Origin of the sequence: Planktomarina temperata RCA23, assembly GCF_000738435.1 — a bacterium.
Classification (GTDB): Bacteria; Pseudomonadota; Alphaproteobacteria; order Rhodobacterales; family Rhodobacteraceae; genus Planktomarina; species Planktomarina temperata.
Genome location: NZ_CP003984.1, coordinates 2,710,336 through 2,729,770, shown reverse-complemented (window position 1 = coordinate 2,729,770; position 19,435 = coordinate 2,710,336). Strand labels below are relative to the sequence as shown.

General features: G+C 55.3%; 21 protein-coding genes. 12 read left to right on the top strand and 9 right to left on the bottom strand.

Translation table 11 applies throughout. The annotated features are described in order from the left end of the window. The first annotated feature begins 63 nt into the window (after positions 1–63). The 11 genes from folK (at position 64) to recO (ending at position 8,819) form a co-directional block, all read left to right on the top strand. Entirely contained in the window at positions 64–636 is a 573-nt protein-coding gene (folK, locus tag RCA23_RS13140) for a 2-amino-4-hydroxy-6-hydroxymethyldihydropteridine diphosphokinase (protein WP_044050693.1), read from the top strand. 95 nt (positions 637–731) lie between these two features. Then, a complete protein-coding gene (rpoZ, locus tag RCA23_RS13135) occupies positions 732–1,085 on the top strand; it encodes a DNA-directed RNA polymerase subunit omega (RefSeq protein ID WP_044050692.1) in 354 nt (117 codons plus the stop codon). 12 nt (positions 1,086–1,097) lie between these two features. Beyond that, on the top strand, positions 1,098–3,263 hold the full coding sequence (locus tag RCA23_RS13130; RefSeq protein ID WP_052377187.1) for a RelA/SpoT family protein: 2,166 nt from the start codon (positions 1,098–1,100) through the stop codon (positions 3,261–3,263). Beyond that, positions 3,256–3,906, top strand: coding sequence for a DUF2062 domain-containing protein (locus RCA23_RS13125; RefSeq protein ID WP_236631362.1), 651 nt, complete (start codon positions 3,256–3,258; stop codon positions 3,904–3,906). Before RCA23_RS13130 ends, RCA23_RS13125 begins: the two co-directional genes overlap by 8 nt. Before the next feature lie 23 nt (positions 3,907–3,929). Continuing rightward, positions 3,930–4,673, top strand: a complete 744-nt coding sequence (locus RCA23_RS13120) for a pyridoxine 5'-phosphate synthase (RefSeq protein ID WP_044050691.1) — start codon at positions 3,930–3,932, stop codon at positions 4,671–4,673. Next, entirely contained in the window at positions 4,670–5,083 is a 414-nt protein-coding gene (acpS, locus tag RCA23_RS13115) for a holo-ACP synthase (RefSeq protein WP_044050690.1), read from the top strand. Before RCA23_RS13120 ends, acpS begins: the two co-directional genes overlap by 4 nt. A gap of 51 nt (positions 5,084–5,134) precedes the next feature. After that, positions 5,135–6,004 carry a signal peptidase I gene (lepB, locus tag RCA23_RS13110; RefSeq protein ID WP_044050689.1) on the top strand — a complete coding sequence of 290 codons (870 nt, stop codon included), beginning with the start codon at positions 5,135–5,137 and terminating at the stop codon, positions 6,002–6,004. Between the two features lie 29 nt (positions 6,005–6,033). Beyond that, positions 6,034–6,714: a ribonuclease III gene (rnc, locus tag RCA23_RS13105; RefSeq protein ID WP_044051580.1), complete on the top strand. Its 681-nt coding sequence runs from the start codon at positions 6,034–6,036 to the stop codon at positions 6,712–6,714. Further along, complete coding sequence (gene era, locus RCA23_RS13100; protein WP_044050688.1) at positions 6,711–7,619, top strand: GTPase Era; 909 nt, start codon at positions 6,711–6,713, stop codon at positions 7,617–7,619. The genes rnc and era overlap by 4 nt, the downstream gene beginning before the upstream one ends. Next, a complete protein-coding gene (locus tag RCA23_RS13095; RefSeq protein WP_044050687.1) occupies positions 7,616–7,948 on the top strand; it encodes a DUF1491 family protein in 333 nt (110 codons plus the stop codon). Before era ends, RCA23_RS13095 begins: the two co-directional genes overlap by 4 nt. 106 nt (positions 7,949–8,054) lie before the next feature. Continuing rightward, complete coding sequence (gene recO / locus RCA23_RS13090; protein ID WP_052377287.1) at positions 8,055–8,819, top strand: DNA repair protein RecO; 765 nt, start codon at positions 8,055–8,057, stop codon at positions 8,817–8,819. Here recO and RCA23_RS13085 read toward each other — a convergent pair. Beyond that, complete coding sequence (locus tag RCA23_RS13085; RefSeq protein ID WP_044050686.1) at positions 8,781–9,371, bottom strand: LysE family translocator; 591 nt, start codon at positions 9,369–9,371, stop codon at positions 8,781–8,783. The two genes, recO and RCA23_RS13085, sit on opposite strands and share 39 nt — an antisense overlap. Positions 9,372–9,491: 120 nt before the next feature. Between RCA23_RS13085 and RCA23_RS13080 the strand changes: the two genes are divergently transcribed. Further along, entirely contained in the window at positions 9,492–10,466 is a 975-nt protein-coding gene (locus RCA23_RS13080) for an NADPH:quinone reductase (RefSeq protein WP_044050685.1), read from the top strand. A gap of 58 nt (positions 10,467–10,524) precedes the next feature. Here the strand turns inward: RCA23_RS13080 and RCA23_RS13075 are convergent, their stop codons facing one another. The 8 genes from RCA23_RS13075 to RCA23_RS13040 form a co-directional block, all read right to left on the bottom strand. After that, positions 10,525–11,685: an acyl-CoA dehydrogenase family protein gene (locus RCA23_RS13075; RefSeq protein ID WP_044050684.1), complete on the bottom strand. Its 1,161-nt coding sequence runs from the start codon at positions 11,683–11,685 to the stop codon at positions 10,525–10,527. 87 nt (positions 11,686–11,772) lie between these two features. Further along, positions 11,773–12,540: an IclR family transcriptional regulator gene (locus RCA23_RS13070; RefSeq protein WP_044050683.1), complete on the bottom strand. Its 768-nt coding sequence runs from the start codon at positions 12,538–12,540 to the stop codon at positions 11,773–11,775. Between the two features lie 218 nt (positions 12,541–12,758). Further along, a complete protein-coding gene (locus RCA23_RS13065) occupies positions 12,759–13,853 on the bottom strand; it encodes an acyl-CoA dehydrogenase family protein (RefSeq protein WP_044050682.1) in 1,095 nt (364 codons plus the stop codon). A gap of 3 nt (positions 13,854–13,856) precedes the next feature. Further along, positions 13,857–15,053 carry an acyl-CoA dehydrogenase family protein gene (locus RCA23_RS13060; protein WP_044050681.1) on the bottom strand — a complete coding sequence of 399 codons (1,197 nt, stop codon included), beginning with the start codon at positions 15,051–15,053 and terminating at the stop codon, positions 13,857–13,859. A gap of 4 nt (positions 15,054–15,057) precedes the next feature. Then, positions 15,058–17,148 carry a 3-hydroxyacyl-CoA dehydrogenase NAD-binding domain-containing protein gene (locus RCA23_RS13055; RefSeq protein ID WP_044050680.1) on the bottom strand — a complete coding sequence of 697 codons (2,091 nt, stop codon included), beginning with the start codon at positions 17,146–17,148 and terminating at the stop codon, positions 15,058–15,060. A 74-nt stretch (positions 17,149–17,222) separates the two neighbouring features. Beyond that, a complete protein-coding gene (locus tag RCA23_RS13050; protein ID WP_044050679.1) occupies positions 17,223–17,831 on the bottom strand; it encodes a TetR/AcrR family transcriptional regulator in 609 nt (202 codons plus the stop codon). Further along, complete coding sequence (locus RCA23_RS13045) at positions 17,828–18,868, bottom strand: phosphotransferase family protein (protein ID WP_044050678.1); 1,041 nt, start codon at positions 18,866–18,868, stop codon at positions 17,828–17,830. The genes RCA23_RS13050 and RCA23_RS13045 overlap by 4 nt, the downstream gene beginning before the upstream one ends. Next, positions 18,865–19,407 (bottom strand): MaoC family dehydratase, encoded by a 543-nt coding sequence (locus tag RCA23_RS13040; RefSeq protein ID WP_271548394.1) that lies wholly within the window; start codon positions 19,405–19,407, stop codon positions 18,865–18,867. Before RCA23_RS13040 ends, RCA23_RS13045 begins: the two co-directional genes overlap by 4 nt. Positions 19,408–19,435: the final 28 nt, after the last annotated feature.

Sequence of the window (19,435 nt, the reverse complement as noted above, 5' to 3'; positions counted from 1 at the left end):
GCCTAGGCTTCTTTAAGATAGTTATTAAAATAGTTTATGTAAATGTCACCCATGCAAAATAAAATGACAACCCAGCAAAAAACAATACTGGTCGCAATGGGCGGCAATTTAGAGTCTGAAATTGGCCCGCCGCATGTGACTTTAGGCTATGCAATAGCGTCACTTCGGTCAATGACCAATAGCCTCCTGCGAAAAAGTAAATATTTCGTTACCCCGTGTTTTCCCGTTGGATATGGGCCCGATTACGTCAATGCGGCGGTTTCATTTCAATTTCAGGGCGAATCACACGAGCTTTTGGCGATTCTGCATCGCATCGAGGCCAATTTTGGCCGACTGCGCAGCCAGCGATGGGGCGGCCGGGTTTTGGATCTGGATTTACTGGCCTTTGGGGATGAAGTTGCACCAACGATTGAGGTTTATGAGGCCTGGCGCGACAAACCGCTGTCTGAACAAATGTCTCAAACCCCGCAAGAGTTGATCCTACCGCATCCAAGAATGCAGGATAGAGCCTTTGTTTTAGGGCCGCTGATGGATGTCGCACCCAATTGGCGTCACCCGGTATCGGGTCTGACGGTGCGCCAGATGTTTGAGCGTTTGCCATCCGAAGACCGTGCGGCCCTCAAGCCATTGCCATAGGTGCGCGCCCGAGGCGTGAATGCGCGATTCACCCTTGCGTTTCTTGGCATTCGCTCCTAAATAGCGAACTTCATCACAGGTGCAGGAGATCAGACATGGCGCGTGTCACAGTTGAAGATTGTGTAGACAAGGTTCCAAATCGTTTTGATCTGGTCATGCTGGCGGCTCATCGGGCGCGCGAGATTGCCAGTGGGTCTCCGGTGACTGTAGATCGCGACAACGACAAAAACCCTGTCGTTTCCCTGCGTGAAATTGCCGATGAAACTCAAATGGTCGATGATCTGCTTGAGCGGTTGATTGAAAGCAATCAAACTCAAATCGAAGTCGACGAGCCGGAAGAAGATTCCATGGCCCTGTTGATGGGCGGCGAGCCTGACAAGCCGGCTGAAGATGATTTGAACGACGAAAAATTGCTGCGTGCTTTGATGGAAGCTCAAGGCCAACCTTAAGGAAACATAGGCATGATCACAGCCGATGACCTGATCGGTCTGATCCGCGCCTATAATCCGTCCACCAACGCCGAGCAGATTGCGAAAGCCTATGGTTTTTGCCAAGAGATGCATGAGGGACAGTTTCGCAGATCTGGCGAGCCCTATTACACCCATCCCGTAGCAGTCGCCCGCATTTTGGCCGATCAGCATCTTGACGATGCGACGATCATCACCGCGCTGCTGCATGACACGATTGAAGACACCAAAGCGAGTTTTGGTGATGTCGAACGTATGTTCAGCCGCGAGGTGGCTGAACTGGTCGACGGGGTGACAAAGCTCACCAATCTGCAACTCTCCTCCAGAGTGAACAAGCAGGCGGAGAATTTTCGCAAGCTGATCATGGCCACTTCAAAAGATATTCGGGTCACTTTGGTTAAATTGGCGGACCGTTTGCATAATATGCGCACCATCCGCTCGATGACGCCGGAAAAACAGCAACAAAAAGCTCTGGAAACTATGGATATTTATGCGCCACTGGCCGGGCGCATGGGGATGCATTGGCTGCGCGAAGAGCTGGAAGACTTGGCCTTTCAAGTGCTCAATCCTGACGGGCGCAAATCCATTATGCGCCGTTTTATCAAGTTGCAAAACGAAACCGGCGATGTGGTGCAACAGATCAAAGGCGACTTGCTTGAGGAATTGGAGCGCGCCGGGCTTGAGGGCGCGGAAATTCAAGGTCGGGCCAAAAAGCCCTATTCCATATGGCGCAAAATGCAAAATAAGGAACTGTCCTTCTCGCGCTTGTCAGATATCTATGGGTTTCGGGTCATTGTAGATCATGAATCCGATTGCTATCGGGTGCTCGGGCTGATCCATCAGCGGTGGCGGGCCGTGCCGGGGCGGTTTAAAGATTACATCAGCCAGCCAAAATCTAACGGTTACCGCAGCATTCACACCACGGTTTCGGGGCGCAACGCCCGCCGGGTGGAGGTGCAAATCCGCACCAAATCGATGCATCAAGTGGCGGAAAAAGGTGCGGCGGCGACTTGGTCTTATCGCGACGGTGCGCGGGTGGATAATCCTTTTGCTCTGGATCCTTCGACTTGGATTTCATCGCTGACAGAGCGGTTCAGCTCCGAAGGCGATGATGGGGAATTCCTCGAAGCGTTCAAATTGGAAATGTACACCGACCAGGTGTTTTGCTTTTCGCCCAAAGGCGATGTCATCAAACTGCCGCGTGGCGCGACGCCCATTGATTTTGCCTATGCGATCCACACACGCATCGGCGCGGCCTGTGTCTCGGCAAAGGTTGACGGTATCCGCGTGCCGCTTTGGACGCGCCTGCGCAATGGGCAATCTGTGCAGATCATCACCGCAGAGGGGCAAACCCCGCCGGCCAGCTGGATTGATATCGTCGCCACGGGCCGGGCGAAAACAGCGATCCGCCGCAGTCTGCGCGAATTTGACCGCGAGAAATTTATCAAGCTGGGGAAAGAGTTTGCCCGTGTCGCTTTCGAGAATGTCAACAAAAAGGCCACCGACCGTGCTTTGAAGACCGCGGCGAAACATTATGGATTGCCAAGTGCCGATGAGCTTTTGGCCCGGCTGGGCAGCTCTGAAATCGCCGCGCGCGACGTGGTGGCGGAGCTCTATCCAAATCTTAAAGTGCGCGACACCGATGAGGTGGGGCCAACGGTGGCGTTGATGGGGTTGGAGCCAGGACAGAAATTCACCCATGGTGTCTGTTGCAACCCTTTGCCTGGAGAGCGTATTGTTGGGATCATTTTCAAAGGTCATGGGGTTGTGATTCACACCATCGATTGCCCCAACCTGTTGCATTATGAAACCCAAATGGACCGGTGGTTGGATCTGCATTGGCGTGACGGACAGCATGCCGCGACCCACCCGGCGCAGATCATCACGACGATTTTGAATGGTGCAGGCGTCATGGGGCGGATTTGTACATTGATTGGCGATCAGAATGCGAATATCTCTGACATTCACTTTTTGGACCGCAAGCCGGACTATTTCAAACTGCTCGTCGAATTGGAGCTGAGGGATGTGTCACAATTGCACATGGTGCTCACGGCGCTGGAGGCCGAAAGTGACGTGGCAGAGGTGAGCCGCCACCGGAATCCGGAACTGGGGCGGGATATCGACTCTATGAATGGTGAGTGGGGCGAAATTGGTGTTTAAACGTCGCGAAAAGCGTGGGCTGCACAGAGCGCTTTGGGAATGGCTTTACCCAAAGGGCGGCTGGGCCCGTGCCTATTCTTACATCAAACACCGTTTGCGCCGCCTGCCAGGAACGCCGGAAGAAATCGCGCGCGGCGTGGCGATTGGCGTGTTCACCTCCTTCACCCCGTTTTACGGGTTACATTTTTTCGTGGCTTGGGTGCTCGCGCTTGTATTAAGGGCCAATGTTCTCGCCTCGCTTTTGGGAACTTTTTTCGGCAATCCGCTGACCCACATCCCCATTGGCGCAACGGCGCTTGGTTTTGGACATGCGTTTTTGGGCAAGCGGCCAGAGAGTGATTTGCATTTGGGCCTGGGTGAAATGTTTGCCCGCGCGGTGACAGAATTGGGCGCGAATATCGCAGCATTTTTCTCCCAAACCCCGGGAGATTGGACTTATTTGGTCGAATTTTGGCACACAGTATTTTTCCCTTGGATGATCGGCGGGGTGGTGCCGGGGGTCATCTCAGGGCTGGTGATTTACGCTATTACGGTCCCAGCTATTCGCGTATATAAAAATCGCAGAAAGGGTCAATTGGCGGCCAAAATTGCAGAGTTACGCCGCAAAACCCTCCTTACACGCGAAGACGATTCGGGCGTCTGAGGTAGAAACGGAAAGAGTTTTTTATGTCCATAGAGCAACGCCTTGGCGTCAATATCGATCATGTTGCGACCTTGCGCAATGCACGGGGTGGCGCTTATCCCGACCCTCTGCGCGCGGCCTTGTTGGCGCAGGCCGCGGGGGCCGACGGCATTACCGCGCATCTGCGTGAGGATCGCCGGCATATTCTTGATGCCGATATTGACGCTTTGATGGGTGCGTTGCGCATCCCTTTAAACTTTGAAATGGCAGCAACCGCCGAAATGCAAGCCATAGCCCTGCGGCACAAGCCCCATGCGGTCTGTCTCGTGCCAGAAAAGCGCGAAGAACGGACCACCGAGGGCGGGCTGGATGTGGTTGGCGATCAGGACCGTCTTGGTGATTTCATTGCGCCACTGGCTCAGGCCGGCTGTCGGGTGTCGCTTTTTGTGGCCGCAGATGAGGGGCAATTGCAAGCCAGTGCGCAGGTGGGGGCCGCTGTGGTTGAGCTTCATACAGGCGCCTATTGTGATTTCCATGCCGAGGGCAATCACCAGGCTGCGAAAGAGGAATTGGCGCGGATCACCCGCTGTGCGCAATTTGCAGCCGATCTGGGGTTAGAGGTGCACGCCGGTCATGGCTTGAGCTATGAAACCGTGGCGCCGATTGCCGCCCTTCCAGAAGTGGCCGAGCTGAACATTGGACATTTTTTGATCGGGGAATCTGTCTTTTTGGGTCTTGGACCGGCCATTGCCGAAATGCGTCGCTTGATGCAAAACGCCCGGCGATGATTTTAGGTATCGGAACAGATTTGGCGAATATTAAGCGGATTCAAGGCACATTGGATCGCTTTGGGGATCGTTTTAAAAACCGGGTCTTTACGCAGGTTGAGCAACGCAAGTCGGAGGCGCGTAAAGATGTGGCGGGCACTTATGCCAAACGCTGGGCCGCGAAAGAAGCCTGCTCAAAGGCGCTCGGGACGGGCTTGGCCATGGGCATCAGTTGGAAAGACATGGCTGTGACCAATATGCGCAGCGGTCAGCCGGTGATGGCGGTCACGGGCTGGGCGGCGGAGCGTTTGGCGCAGATGACGCCCGCAGGTCATACGGCGGTGATCCATTGTACGTTGACCGATGATCACCCCTGGGCACAGGCTTTTGTGGTTATCGAAGCGCGCCCGAATGAGGGCGGGGCAACTTGACTCTCGACCGTAAGCGCCGCACATAGCCCTAAATCAAATCCCGAGGATGTTATGGACGACATTGAAGAAAAAAGCTTTGCTGCGAGTGCAATAGAGACGGTCAAAACTGTGGTCTATGCCCTGCTGATTGCTGGGGTGTTTCGCACCTTGTTTTTTCAACCCTTCTGGATCCCCTCGGGCTCGATGAAAGACAGCCTGTTGATCGGGGATTTTTTATTCGTCAATAAAATGGCCTATGGGTATTCCTATGCCTCCTGTCCGAAAATTCAAATTGCCGCGCTGGGCTTAAACATTGATGCGGATGATTTTTGTGGCTTCATCAAGGACCGTGACACGCGGATTTTGGGCGGCGTTCCTGAGCGCGGCGATGTGGTTGTGTTTCGCCATCCGGTGACAGGCGCTGATTATATCAAACGCTTGGTCGGTCTTCCGGGCGACAAGATACAAATGCAAGGCGGGGTGCTGCAGATCAACGGCACGCCGGTTGAGCGCAGACAGGTGGAGGATTTCGTGGAAATCTATGAGCCACAAGGCTCACAGCGCAACCGTCCGGTCTGTTCCAATGGTGCCGTTGGGTTGGGCGCAGATTGCATCAAGGCGAAATATATCGAGACGCTGCCCAATGGCGTCGAGCATGGCGTGTTGGACACCTATGACCAAGATGCGATGCGCCTTGGAGGTCGGATGAATGTGGACACAACAAAAGTCTATGCGGTACCGGCGGGGCATTTCTTTTTCATGGGGGACAATCGCGACAATTCCTCTGACAGCCGCGTGCCGCAGTCCATCGGCGGGGTGGGCTTCGTGCCGCTCAAAGACATTGTCGGGCGCGCAGATCGCATTTTGTTTTCCTCTGCCGGCGCCTCAATTTTGGCCTTCTGGACGTGGCGCAGTGACCGTTATTTCAAGGCGATTGATTAGATGCTCTGTATCTTCCAGGTCTCGCTATGATCAAACTTTCTTCTGAGTTACGCCAGTTTTCAGCCGATATCGGCTATGAGTTTAAAGACCCGGGGCTCCTGATCACAGCTTTGACTCATTCCAGTATCTCCTCGGCAACCCGCTCGGACAACGAACGGCTTGAGTTTCTGGGTGACCGGGTTCTTGGGCTCGTGATGGCGCAGGCTTTGTTGGATCTGGATGCGAAGGCGACCGAGGGGCAATTGGCGCCGCGTTTTAATGCTCTGGTGCGCAAGGAAACCTGTGCAGATGTGGCGCGCTCTATTGGCATTGGCAACCTGTTGAAATTGGGTCGCTCTGAGATGATCAGCGGCGGGCGGCGCAAGGAAGCATTGCTGGGCGATGCCATGGAAGCGCTGATTGCTGCGGTGTATCGCGATGGTGGCTTTACTGAAGCGCAGGCGCTGATCTTGCGGCTTTGGAATACGCGGATCACCTCCGTCAAGGCCGATGCGCGCGACCCAAAGACCGCTTTGCAAGAATGGGCGCAGGCGCGCAAAGGTCCTCCACCAAATTATGTTGAACTGTCCCGCTCCGGCCCGGATCACGCGCCGCAATTCGAGATTGAAGTGAGATTGCATTCCGGCGAAGCGGCGCAGGCCAAAGCTGGATCGAAACGCCAGGCCGAACAGGCTGCGGCAAAATTATTGTTGGAAAGGTTAGGGGCATGAGCACACGCGCCGGATTTGTGGCCCTGATCGGGGAACCTAATGCAGGGAAGTCGACCCTGCTCAATCGTATGGTGGGGGCCAAGGTTTCTATCGTAACCCATAAGGTGCAGACGACCCGCGCCCGTATTCGCGGTGTCGCACTCGAGGGGGAGGCGCAAATTGTTTTCGTCGATACTCCAGGCATCTTCCGCCCCAAACGCCGTTTGGATCGCGCGATGGTGAAATCTGCCTGGGGGGGCGCTGCCGATGCCGATCTGACGGTGTTTTTGATTGAAGCGCATCGCGGTGTCACAGAGGGCGTGGATGCGATTATGGAGGCGCTCAAGGATCTTCCCAAAGGCAAATCAATTGCATTGGCGATTAACAAAATTGACAAGGTGCAGGCCGCAGAGCTCTTGGCTTTGACCAAGGCGATGAATGAGGCCTTTGATTTTGTGGAGACCTTCCTGATTTCCGCAGAGAAGGGGCACGGCTGTGCGGCACTGAAAACTTGGATCGCCGGCCAGCTGCCTGACAGCCCTTGGCTCTATCCTGAAGACCAAATTGCCGATCTGCCGCTGCGGATGCTGGCCGCGGAAACCACGCGGGAAAAATTGACCCTGCGTTTGCACCAAGAATTGCCCTATCAGCTGACTGTTGAGACGGAGGCTTGGGAAGAGCGTAAAGACGGCTCGTGTAAAATCGATCAGCTCATCTATGTCATGCGAGATGGCCACAAGGGTATCGTGCTCGGCAAGGGCGGAGAGACGATCAAAGCCGTGTCCACCCAAGCGCGGACAGAGTTGGAAGAATTCTTGGGCCGCAAGGTGCATCTGTTTTTACAGGTCAAAGTGCGCCCGAATTGGCTGGAAGACAAAGAGCGTTACGAGGAAATGGGCCTCGATTTTCGCGACGGAAACGAATGATCCGCCTGACAAGCGATATTTGGGTCTCTGCCTATCTCACGCGCCTGCGCCTTGCGGATATCCCGGCCTTCGTGGTTCAGCGCGGAGACGCCACGGCGGGGGCGGTTTTGGTCAAGCTCAACCTTTTGGATGGGCAGGGCATCGTTTTTCAGCGCTCATTTGACTTACAAAGCGGTGCGCGCAATTGGGTTGAGCTGATTTCGGGCGATGAGGCTGATTTGGACCGTGCGGTTGCCCGCCAGCGGGGCTTTGATCCTGACCTTTGGGTGATTGAAGTGGAAGACCGGCTTGGCCGTCATTTGCTCGATGAACCCGGCTTGAGCGAATAGCGATGGGCCGCGGCAAAACGCTTAACATTATTCAAGCGTCTGGATAGTCTGGGCCTAGGCGGGGCTGATCTATCCCTGTCGAATGTGAGTTGGGGTCTATGTTTTGATAGAATGGCGGGATGAGGGGGTTTTATTGGCCGTGCGCAAGCATGGTGAAGCGGCCGTCATCGTTGAGGTGTTCACAGAATATCATGGAAAACACGCGGGTGTTGTGCGCGGTGGCGCTGGGCGCAAGCAAGCCCCTATGTTGCAGCCTGGGGGTCAATTTGAGGTGGTCTGGAAGGCCAGGCTTGAAGAGCATATGGGCGCATTTACGGTTGAACCTCTGCGCAGCCGGGCCGCGCAGGTCATGGCGGATCCTTTGGCCTTGGCCGGTTTGACATCTGTTGTTGGGCTTTTGAGCTTTGCCCTACCCGAGCGCGAGGTGCATGGGGCACTCTATAGCGCCTCGATCAATCTTTTGGATTTGATTTGCCTGACAGAGGCTTGGCCATTGGCCTATTTACACTGGGAAATGCAGCTGTTGGAGGATTTGGGCTTTGGTTTGGATCTCAGCTGTTGCGCGGTGTCTGGGGCGACTGAGGATCTGGCTTATGTGTCGCCAAAATCCGGCCGGGCTGTGGCGGCACATCATGCGGGGCGCTGGAAGACACAGCTGTTGCCACTGGTGCCCTGTATGATCGGGCAAAGTGTGGCGGATAATGGCGAGATTGCCGAAGGGCTGCGCACTACTGGGTATTTTTTGGAGAAATGGTTGGCGCCATCACTGGGGGATCGGGCATTGCCCTCCGCCCGAAAGCGGTTGGTTGAGCGCTTGTTTCGCGCGGCCCGCTTAGACCAGCGTCCAAGCGGCGAGGCCAACCACGAGTAACATCGACAAGGCCATTGATATATTGATCGCCCGTTGCGCGGTGGACGAAAGGTTAAGCCGCTTGAGGGAGACACCAAAAAGGACCCAAACCACATGGATCGGGACCCAAATGAGATTTAAAATGACAAATTTTATTGCGACTTCGCTCCAATAGGCGTTCTCATAGAGTGGAAATCCGGTGATCAAAGCGGTGAGCACCGCATAGGCCTTTGGGTTGATGGGTTGCAAGAGCAAGCCGGCCATGAGCCCTGGCGGGGTTTCGGATCTAATAAAGGCCACTTGCGCGCCGGCAAAAGCGATCCGGCTTGCCAAATACAGCAGATATAGAAACGACAGCGCCATTAATGTAAGCCGCAACCAGGGCGTGTCGAGCACAAAGGCCGAGAGGCCAGCCGCGACGGCCGCATAAACCAAGGCCTGCCCAATGCAAAGCCCGGCCACGTAGCGCAGCCCTGCCGCGGCACCAAACCCAGCACCAACGCCTGCGGCAGAAAGAACCCCCGGACCGGGGGTGGCAAGCATGAGGACTATGGCAAGGGCAAATGTAATCATGTGCTGATCCTAAGGCCAAAGGCCGAAGGTGACCAGCGACATAGATCACATGGGAGTAGAATTTGCGATTGTACCGGCAAGGCAATGCGTTACACTTATCTTTCAAATAGGGAGAGTGTGATGAATAAGACCGTTGTGATCAAAGAATTTGGGGGTTCCGATCAACTGAAGATTGTGGACATGCCAGCCGGAGAGCCCGGCGATGGGCAGGTTCGCATTGCTCATAAAGCCTGCGGGCTTAACTATATCGATGTGTATCAACGCACGGGTCTGTACCCTCTGTCCCTTCCTCAAGCCCTTGGTATGGAGGCAGCCGGTGTGATTGAAGCCGTAGGGGCAGGGGTCACCCATGTGAAGGTTGGGGACCGTGTGGCCTATGCTTCGATGCCGCCAGGCTCTTATTGTGAGCGCCGGGTGATGCCGGCGGCGCAGGTTTGTCCTTTGCCCGATGAGATCAGCTTTGAGCAGGGCGCGGCCATGATGCTTCAGGGCATGACCGTGCAATATCTCTTTCATCGCACCACGCCGCTGAGTAAAGGCGATACGGTATTGTTTCATGCGGCAGCCGGCGGCGTCGGTTTGATTGCCTGCCAATGGGCGAAGTCAGAGGGCATTACCCTCATTGGCACTGCTGGCAGCGATGAAAAATGCCAATTGGCCTTGGACCATGGGGCAACGCATTGCATCAACTACACGACGGAAAACTTCGAAGAGAAGGTCAAGGAATTGACCGGGGGTGCAGGGGTCGATGTGGTGATGGATTCTGTGGGAGAGAGTACTTTTGAAGGATCCCTCAATAGCCTCAAGCCGCTGGGCATGATGATCACTTTCGGCAATGCTTCGGGGCCAGTTCCACCGTTTAACTTGGCACAATTGGGGGCGAAAGGTTCGTTGAAGATCACCCGTCCGACGCTCTTTACTCATATTGGCAAGCATGAAGATTGCCAGGAGATGGCGCGGCATCTCTTTTCCAAGGTCATATCTGGCGATGTGAAAATCGTGATCGGGCAAGAGTTTGCTTTGGACGATGTCACAGCGGCGCATGACGCATTGGAAGCGCGCCGCACAACTGGCTCGACCATCCTAACGGTCTAGGGCTTGGCCCTTGTCCCTGCCTCAACCTTCCAAGGTCAGCAGGGGCAGGGGTTTGGCTTCAATAAGACCGCGGCAGATCTAAAACATGTTCCGCAAGATAGGACAGGATCAGATTTGTTGAGATCGGTGCCACTTGATAGAGTCTCGTTTCTCTAAATTTGCGCTCAATGTCATATTCTTCGGCAAAGCCAAACCCACCATGGGTTTGCACCGCAACATTGGCCGCTTCATTTGAGGCATCCGCCGCCAGCATTTTGGCCATATTGGCCTCAGCGCCGGGATTGCCACCGGTTTCATACAGGGCCAGCGCCTGTTTCACCATCAATTCAGCGGCGCGCATATTGGCATAGGCCTTGGCAATGGGGAATTGTATGCCTTGGTTTTGCCCGATCGGGCGATCAAAGACTTGGCGGTCTTTCGCATATGCTACGGAGTGTTCGATAAACCATTTCGCATCACCAATGCATTCAGAGGCAATCAAAATGCGTTCGGCATTCATGCCTGAGAGAATATAGCGAAATCCCTTGCCTTCTTCGCCGATCAAGTTTTCCACTGGCACGCGGAGATTGTCAAAAAAGACTTCTGTGGTGGCATGGTTCATCATGGTGCGGATGGGCCGTAGGGTGAGACCGTTGCCCAGTGCTTGGCGCATATCGACCAGCAAAACCGACAGGCCTTCGGTCTTCTTCATCCCCTCCTCCAGTGGCCTTGTGCGCGCCAAAAGCAGCATGAGGTCGGAATGCTCGGCCCGGCTGGTCCAAATTTTCTGCCCATTGATGATATAATCTGACCCATCGCGCTTGGCGGTGGTGCGCAACGCGCCTGTATCAGTGCCTGAGCTGGGCTCTGTCACGCCAAAGGCTTGCAATCGCAGGGTTCCATCTGCAATTTTAGGCAGATACTGGCGCTTTTGCGCCTCTGAGCCATGCCGCAACAGGGTTCCCATGGTATACATCTGTGCATGACAAGCGCCCGCATTGCCCCCAGATCTGTGAATCTCTTCCAAAATTATCGCCGCGGCAGAGAGCGGCAGGCCGGATCCGCCAAAATCCTCAGGAATTAAAGCCCCCAGCCATCCAGCCTCCGTCAGAGCCTGCACAAAAGCGGCCGGATAGGCCATCCCCCGATCCAATGCACGCCAGTAGCTTCCGGGAAATTGCGCGCAGAGTTTGCCAACGGCCTCGCGGATATCGTCATAGGTTTCACCGGGCTGATGCATGCTGTGCCTCCTTGGGGACTTATCCCGTAGGTAGGCCGTCCTGCGCAACATGACAAGAAACAGATGGTTGGGCCCTTGCGTTTTATTTCAGCCGTAGGCCCGTAACTCACTCATGGCCGCCTCATCTGATTGAAAGTGGTCCCCGCATGTGGTCGAAAATCTTTCCATGATGCGTCGGTGGTTTTTGAGGAACTCTTGCCGCGCACTGAGGGTTGCTAGGGCCGGTTCTATGGTCAGGGTGCAAATCGCGCTGGTTTCTGCGTGCCAGCTAAACGAGATCGACGGCAGGGTCTTGTCGAGCACATAACCACGCATCCGGGCTTTGTGGATCTCTTCGTGGTATTTTCCCATGCGCAGATAGGTCTGCTCCTCTGGGGTCGCCTGGATCATGGCCTTGGCGATGAGCGTTTTTTGCATTTGCTCAGACATTACCGACTGCGCAGAAAGCGCCGCATTTGAGAAAAACAGCGAATGTTCCGCGGCCCAGTCGGTCGGCGGCTTGGTGCTGTCGACATCTGCGAGATGCATTTTGTTTTTGAACATTGAGAGTGTGAGGTCGTAGCACCCCTCCACCTTTGCCATGGCCAAAACCGGCTGGACTTGGTCCACTTCAGGAGCTGAAAATTGCGCTGAGGCAAAAAAATCATCAGTGGCATATGTGAGAACATAGGCTTTGTCCGAGACCCGGCGCCGCGCCCAGTTCAATGCTTCAAGTTGGGCGCAAATCCGATGCAAGGCAGAGCGAGAGAACGATACATGCGCCTCAAGATCCCGCAGCTTAATTGGCCCATGGATGCCAATGAGGCGTATGGCCTCAGTGGAACGGGCGAGGGGGCTGTCGGTGATTGCAGGCATTTGATCATGTCCCCTTTCAGGCTCTTTATGACACTTCTGCACGGTGGCTATCTCACCTTGGTAATATCTAAACTTCCTCTGAGATGGCACTATCGAATAGATTATATTAGGAGAAAAAAAGTATATTTAAATATAATAATATACTTTTGGATAGGTCGAAATATACTGGTAAGCCTCGAGACGGCTGAGGATATTCGACGGTGCCCGCTTGTAGGTGGTCAGCTTTGGGCGAAGCGCATCAGGTGATCGTCTTGATCGCCCCATTCATGATCAATCATCACAAGCCGTTTGGCAAAATGCCCCAAATCATACTCCCAGGTCATTCCAATGCCGCCGTGCAGTTGGATCGCCTCTTCGGCAACGGCGCAGCCAATGCGGCCGATGGAATATTTCGCCGCAGAGATGGCGCGGTTGCGTTCATCACTGGGAGCCTGCAAATCATTCGCGGCATTGATAACCGCCGATTTTGCCTGCTCAATTTCGAGCAGCATCTGCGACACGCGATGTTGCAGCGCTTGAAATTTGCCCAGCACGCTGCCGAATTGTTTGCGCGTGCGCATATAGTCGATGGTCATATCTTTGATCCGCTCCATCAACCCCAAGGCCTCGGCGCAGAGGGCCAAAGTGGCGCGTGCGGCTGCAGCATCGATCAACGGATAGGCCGCACCTTCGACACCCAACAGTTGAGCTGGTGTCTTATGCAGCGTGATCTCGCAGGCATTGCCCCCATCGACGGTTTGGAACGGATGTTCCACAAGCCCCGCAGCGGAGGCCTCAATCAAAAATAAGCTGATCCCCGGCGCCGATGGCGTCTGCGCGCTGACAATTATCGCATCAGCCCCATGGGCGAATTTCACACAGGTTTTCACGCCGCTCACGTGCCATTTATCGCCCGATTGGCGCGCCAGTGTCTCTGGCGCGCCCCAATCATAATCGGCACCATTTTCGATAAGACCAAGCGCCACCCGTTTTTGGCCAAGGATGATCTGTTCCACCAGCTTCAACTGGCCAGTCTGCGCCAGAATGTAGCCACTGGTCAGAGCGGTGTCATTGAGCGGTTCAAGCACCAAACCTTTGCCCAGCTCCGTGAAGACAGTGGCGATGTCAAATCCTGAACCGCCAAAGCCGCCAACCTCCTCGTCAAATAATGCGCCGATCAAACCCAGCTGTGCCATTGTGCTATAGGCCTCGGGGCAATAGCCCAAAGCGCTGGTGCCCGCTGCCAGTCGCGCGTTCAGCGGATAGTCATTTTGAATGAATTTGCCGATCATATCGGCCAGCATGCGGCGCTCTTCCGTGGGTTGAAAATCCATAATTTAAAGCCCCAATATCATTTTGGTGATGATGTTTTTTTGTATCTCATTTGAGCCGCCGTAGATCGACACCTTGCGTTTGTTGAAATAGGCGGCAGATTGATTGGCCATATCTTGTGGCGCGACCTGTGGTCCGTTGTAGCCCGGTTCAAACACCTCGGGAGTATGGGCCTGTGCCTGCCGTCCCAGGGCGCGGCGGGTGAGATCGTCGAAGTTCTGTTCTAACTCCGATCCGATGATTTTCAACATAGAGCTTTCGGGCCCTGGTCCAGCGCCTTTGGAGAACCCATCGAGGACCCGCAAATTTGTGGTCTCCAGATTGCGCAGCTCAATCTCCAAACGCGCCAGCCTTGCTGCAAACAATGGATCATCGGCCAGAGGCTTCCCCCCGCGTTTTTGGGTCAGGGACAGGCGTTTGAGCCGTGCAAGTTTCTGGCCTGAAATGCCCACATTGGCGATGCCATTGCGTTCATGGGCCAGTAAATATTTCGCATAGGTCCAGCCTTTGTTTTCCTCGCCCACCAAATTTGTAACGGGAACGCGGACATCTGTGAAAAATACTTCATTCACCTCCTGCCCTCCGTCCAGAGTGCGGATGGGGCGCATCTCGATACCTGGCGTTGCCAAATCCACCAATATGAAAGAAATTCCAGCCTGGGGTTTGCAATCGCTGTCCGTGCGCACGAGGCAAAAGATCATATTGGCGTATTGGCCCAATGTGGTCCAAGTTTTCTGACCATTGATCACATAGTGATCGCCCTGTTTGACAGCGCTCGTTTTGAGACTGGCCAAATCAGATCCAGATCCTGGCTCTGAATAACCTTGGCACCACCAATCCGTGCCATCGCACATGCGCGGGAGCCAGTGCTCTTGCTGCTCTTTTGAGCCAAAAGCCATCAATACAGGCGCCAGCATCTTAAGACCAAACGGCAAGATACGCGGGGCACCAGCGGCGGCGCATTCTTCTTCGAAGATAAATTGCTGCACGGGGCTCCAACCCACACCGCCAAAGGACTTGGGCCAATTGTACGTCAGCCAGCCGCGTTTATGTAAAACCGCATGCCAAAATTCTGTGTCCTCTTTGCTCACAGGCAGGTCCGCATGAACCCTCCGTGAAATATCAGCTGGCAATTCGGAGTTCAAAAATTCGATGACCTCTTGGCGAAATGCCTGGTCAGCTTCGGTGAAGTTCAGATCCATAGCTCTATCCTTTGTTCAGGTCGTTGAAAGTTTGCCCCGAGGCCACCAGCTCTACCAGTAACGGCGAGGCTTGCCAAAATATCGGATCGTGCTGCCCATAGCGGCGGATGTCGTCCAGCATACGAGCCAGACCATAGCTGTCAGCAAATTTCATCGGCCCGCCCCGATATCTCGGGAAGCCATAGCCGTGCACGAAGGTCACATCGATATCGGAGGGTTTCAAGGCCACCCCTTCGCGCAGAACTTCACAGGCTTCATTGACCATTGCGGCCAGATAGCGCGCCATGATCTCTTCGGCGGTGAATCTGCGGGCTGTGATGGATTTTTTGGCGCGTTCCGCCTCTATCAGAGCAAGAATCTCAGGATCTGGCGCGCCGATGCGTGCGCCGTCAGGGTACAGATAAAAGCCGCGCCCAGTTTTTTGCCCAAACCAGCCGCGCTCACAGATGCGATCGGCGATCTCAACATAGCGTTCCACCGGGTTGCGCTTGCCCTGTGCGGCTTTGCGGTTGTCCCATCCGATGTCCAGCCCGGCCAGATCATACATGGCATGAAGGCCCATTGGATAGCCAAACTCCACAATAGCGGCATCAATCTCATAGGGCGTGGCGCCGTCCTCCATCATATGGGCGGCACAATCGCCATATTTGCCAAGAATGCGGTTGCCAATAAACCCAGGGGAATTGCCAGCGCGCACGGGGATTTTGCCCAAAATTTTGGCCAAAGCGAAGCCTGTTGCGACCACATCATCGGCGGCGCTTTGCGGGACGACAATTTCCAGCAGCTTCATGATATTTGCCGGGCTGAAGAAATGCAGGCCGAGCACATGTTTACGGCGGTTGGTGACGCTGGAAATTTCATCTATGTCGATATAGCTTGTGTTGGAGGCCAGAACCGCGTCGGGCTTTAGCACTTTGTCGAGCTGTTCAAACACAGCTCGTTTGACATCAAGCCGTTCAAAAACGGCTTCGATCACCATGTCGGCCTCCGACAGATCGGCAAACTGCGTTGATCCTTGATATCTGGCCATAATATCAGATTTTTGCGCCTCGCTCATGCGCCCCTTGGCAATCAGGCGATCATAGACCTGCTCAACATTGGCCCGGCCCCGCGCCAAGCTGTCATGATCGCGCTCGATCATCGTGACGGGCAGGCCGCTGTTCAGGGCCGCAACGGTGATGCCCGCGCCCATCGTGCCGCCGCCCACCACCCCAAGGCGGTTGAGGGGGCGCGGTTCTGCGCGGCTGGCTTCGGGAACTTTGGCACTGGCGCGCTGGGCAAAAAAGGCATGAATCATACCTTTAGATTGCTCCGAGGCGAGGCATTCGAAAAAGCAATCGCGTTCGAACAGGCGCCCATCGGCGAAAGGTTGGGTGATGCAGGCGCGCAGGCATTGGACAATCTTGAGCGGGGCCATTTGCCCGCGCATGCGGCTTCTGGCCGTCTCTTCGGCATCTGTCAACGCGGCTTCGAAGGCGGCTTTGTCTGCGAGGCCTGAGGTGGCCTCTCGGCTGCGGCGCGGGGTTTGGAGCTCTGCGGCATAAATCAAAGCAGCCTGGCGCAAATCTCCCTCTGCCAAACGGTCGATCAATCCGGCGGCCAGAGCGTCTTGCGCGCTGATGGGTGTGCCTTTGAACATGATATCCAGCGCCATGGCAGCGCCACATAAGCGCGGCAAACGCTGCGTGCCACCGGCGCCGGGGATGAGCCCGAGATGAATTTCCGGCAAGCCCACCCGCGCTGAAGGCACAGCGATGCGGTAATGGCTGCCGAGGGCAATCTCAAATCCACCCCCCAAAGCCGTGCCATGCAGGGCGGCCACCACGGGCTTGCTGCAGCTTTCAATACGATCAATCACATCCGGCAAATGCGGATCCTGCATCGGTTGGCCAAATTCCTTGATATCCGCCCCGGCCGGAAAGCTCCGCCCCGCCCCAAGGATCACAATGGCTGTGACGGCCGCATCTGCATCCGCCTGCACCACCGCATCAAGCAAGCCTTGCCGTACGGCCTGGCTCAGCGCGTTGACTGGCGGGTTATTGATCTCAATGACGGCGATAGAACCGGCCGTTGAGAGTGTCACAGGTTGGGTCATTAAAGCGTCCTTTGCGATTGCAGCGCCCGGCCAGCGTAAAACGCAGGTGTTTGGGAGATCAACATCTCATTATGTCATTGTGGCATTGCCACTGCGCCCAAAGCCATATTGGCCAATTGTTCGGCAATGGTGGCGATATTTTCTGCGTCGCGCGGCTGGTACCAATAGATCGGCGCATGCAGCATCATCAAAAAGCTCCGCACCGCGATCGAAATGTCTTGGTCGCGAAAATGCCCGCTGGCGATACCTGTCGCCAATGTGCTGCGGAAAAAGCCCTCATATTCCGATTGCAGCGCAGCGATTTCGAGGCGCAAAGCCCGCTCTGCCGGTGTCGCGCCGCCGGTCTTTGAGCCGCGCATCTCCTCAACCACGACCCGGTGATAGGCCAGCTCTGATATCATCGCGATGACATGCGCTTTGGCCATTGCGTGAAATTTTTCCGGCGGTGACAGGGGGGCATCGAACTGCGGGCGGACTCGTTCTAACGTGAGCTGTACGGAATGTTTGCGAATGGCGCAGACCAATTCACTTTTTGACCCGAAATGATGGTAAATTTTGCCCTTGGTGGCGCCAAGGTCGCGGGCGATGTCATCAATCGAGGTCTGATCCACCCCATGGGTGGCAAAGGCCTGAGCGGCGGCATCTAAAATGCGTCCCTTAACCGAAGTGCTGTCGAGCATCATGACACGCGGCCCTGAGCGGTGTGTTTTGCGGCCTGGGCCAGAGTGGCAATGCTGCGGCTCATCGTATTCATGCCCCGGGGGTTTGAGGCATTTCCCGATTGGGCACGATGCAAAACGCCTTCCAAAATGGCTGCCAGTCGAAAGAAGGAAAACACCATATAAAACGCCCAATTCTCAGGTGGCGCTATGCCTCTTAGAGCGCAGTATTGCGCGACATAGTCCGCTTCTTCCGGCAGGCCCTGCGCCTTGCGGTCAATGCCCTCAAGCCCCTTGATCATGCCATCTTGCGGCAGGCGCAGACCCATGCATTGATAGGCAAGGTCAGCAAAGGGATGCCCCAGCGTGGACAATTCCCAATCCAAAACTGCGATCATATCGGGAGTGTCTGCGTCGAACATGACGTTGTCCAAACGATAATCCCCATGCACGATAGACGTTTGCCCATCATCTGGCACCATGTTGCGTTCCAGCCAAGCGATGGTCCAATCCATATCGGGACGTGTTTGTGTCTCACAGGCACGATATTGCCCGGTCCAGCGCGCGACTTGCCGCGAAAAATAATTGCCCGGCTTGCCAAAGTCAGCCAGTCCAACGGCCTGTGGATCCACATCATGCAGAGCGGCCAGGGTCCGCACGAGGGCGTGATAGGCGTCTTGGCGAAACTTTGGAGATTGCTCGGGGAGGGCGGGATCCCAAAACACCCGCCCCTCCAGATGTTCCATCACCAAAAATTGCGCGCCCAGGAGACTGTCCTCGCCTGACAGATGCAACATTTGAGGTACGGGCACAGCGGTCGTGGCCAAAGCGGTCATGACGCGAAACTCGCGATCTACCGCATGGGCGGATTTGAGCAAAGTGCCCGGTGGCTTGGCGCGCAGCACAAAATGGCGGCCGGCCGTGTCTGTCAGCTTATATGTTGGGTTGGATTGGCCGTCGGAAAATTTCACGATCTCCGCCAATCCAGAAAATTCGGCCACATGGTGCTGCAAATATGTGCAGAGGCGTTCAGGATCATATTTGTGAAGGGTTTGGCTCATATCTGCCGGGCCTCATGGCGTGGCTGCGGTGCTGAGAAGACGGCAACATTGATCCAATCGGCGACCAGGGCGGGCGTGTCGCTGTGTTCAATCTCAACGGTTAGCTCTGTCACGATGCGCAGGTGATTGGCCTGGGTTTTCGTGACGTCTTTAAGTTTAAAGGCGCCCCGAATTCTGCGGCCGCTGGGCAGCGGGGAGATAAAGCGCAAGCGATCAAATCCTGCGTTGAGATTCATCACCTGGCCGGGCAGGTTGGGCAGAGTGTCTTGTGCCATGCGACTGGCCATGGAGAGGGTCAGAAACCCATGCGCGACAGTGCCCTCAAAAGGCGTTTCTGCCCGAGCGCGGGCGGGGTCAACATGGATGAACTGTTGATCTTCGGTGATCTCGGCAAAGGCATCGATCCGCGCTTGATCAATCAATATCCAGGGGCTGTGCCCCAAGTGCACGCCGATCTGCCCGCTTTGCGCGGCGAAGGCCTGTTCCAGATCTGACATCACTTGGCTTCCATTGACAACATACTGGCGAGTATGTTTCATGAAAGGGAGGCCTGTAAAGGGCAAAATA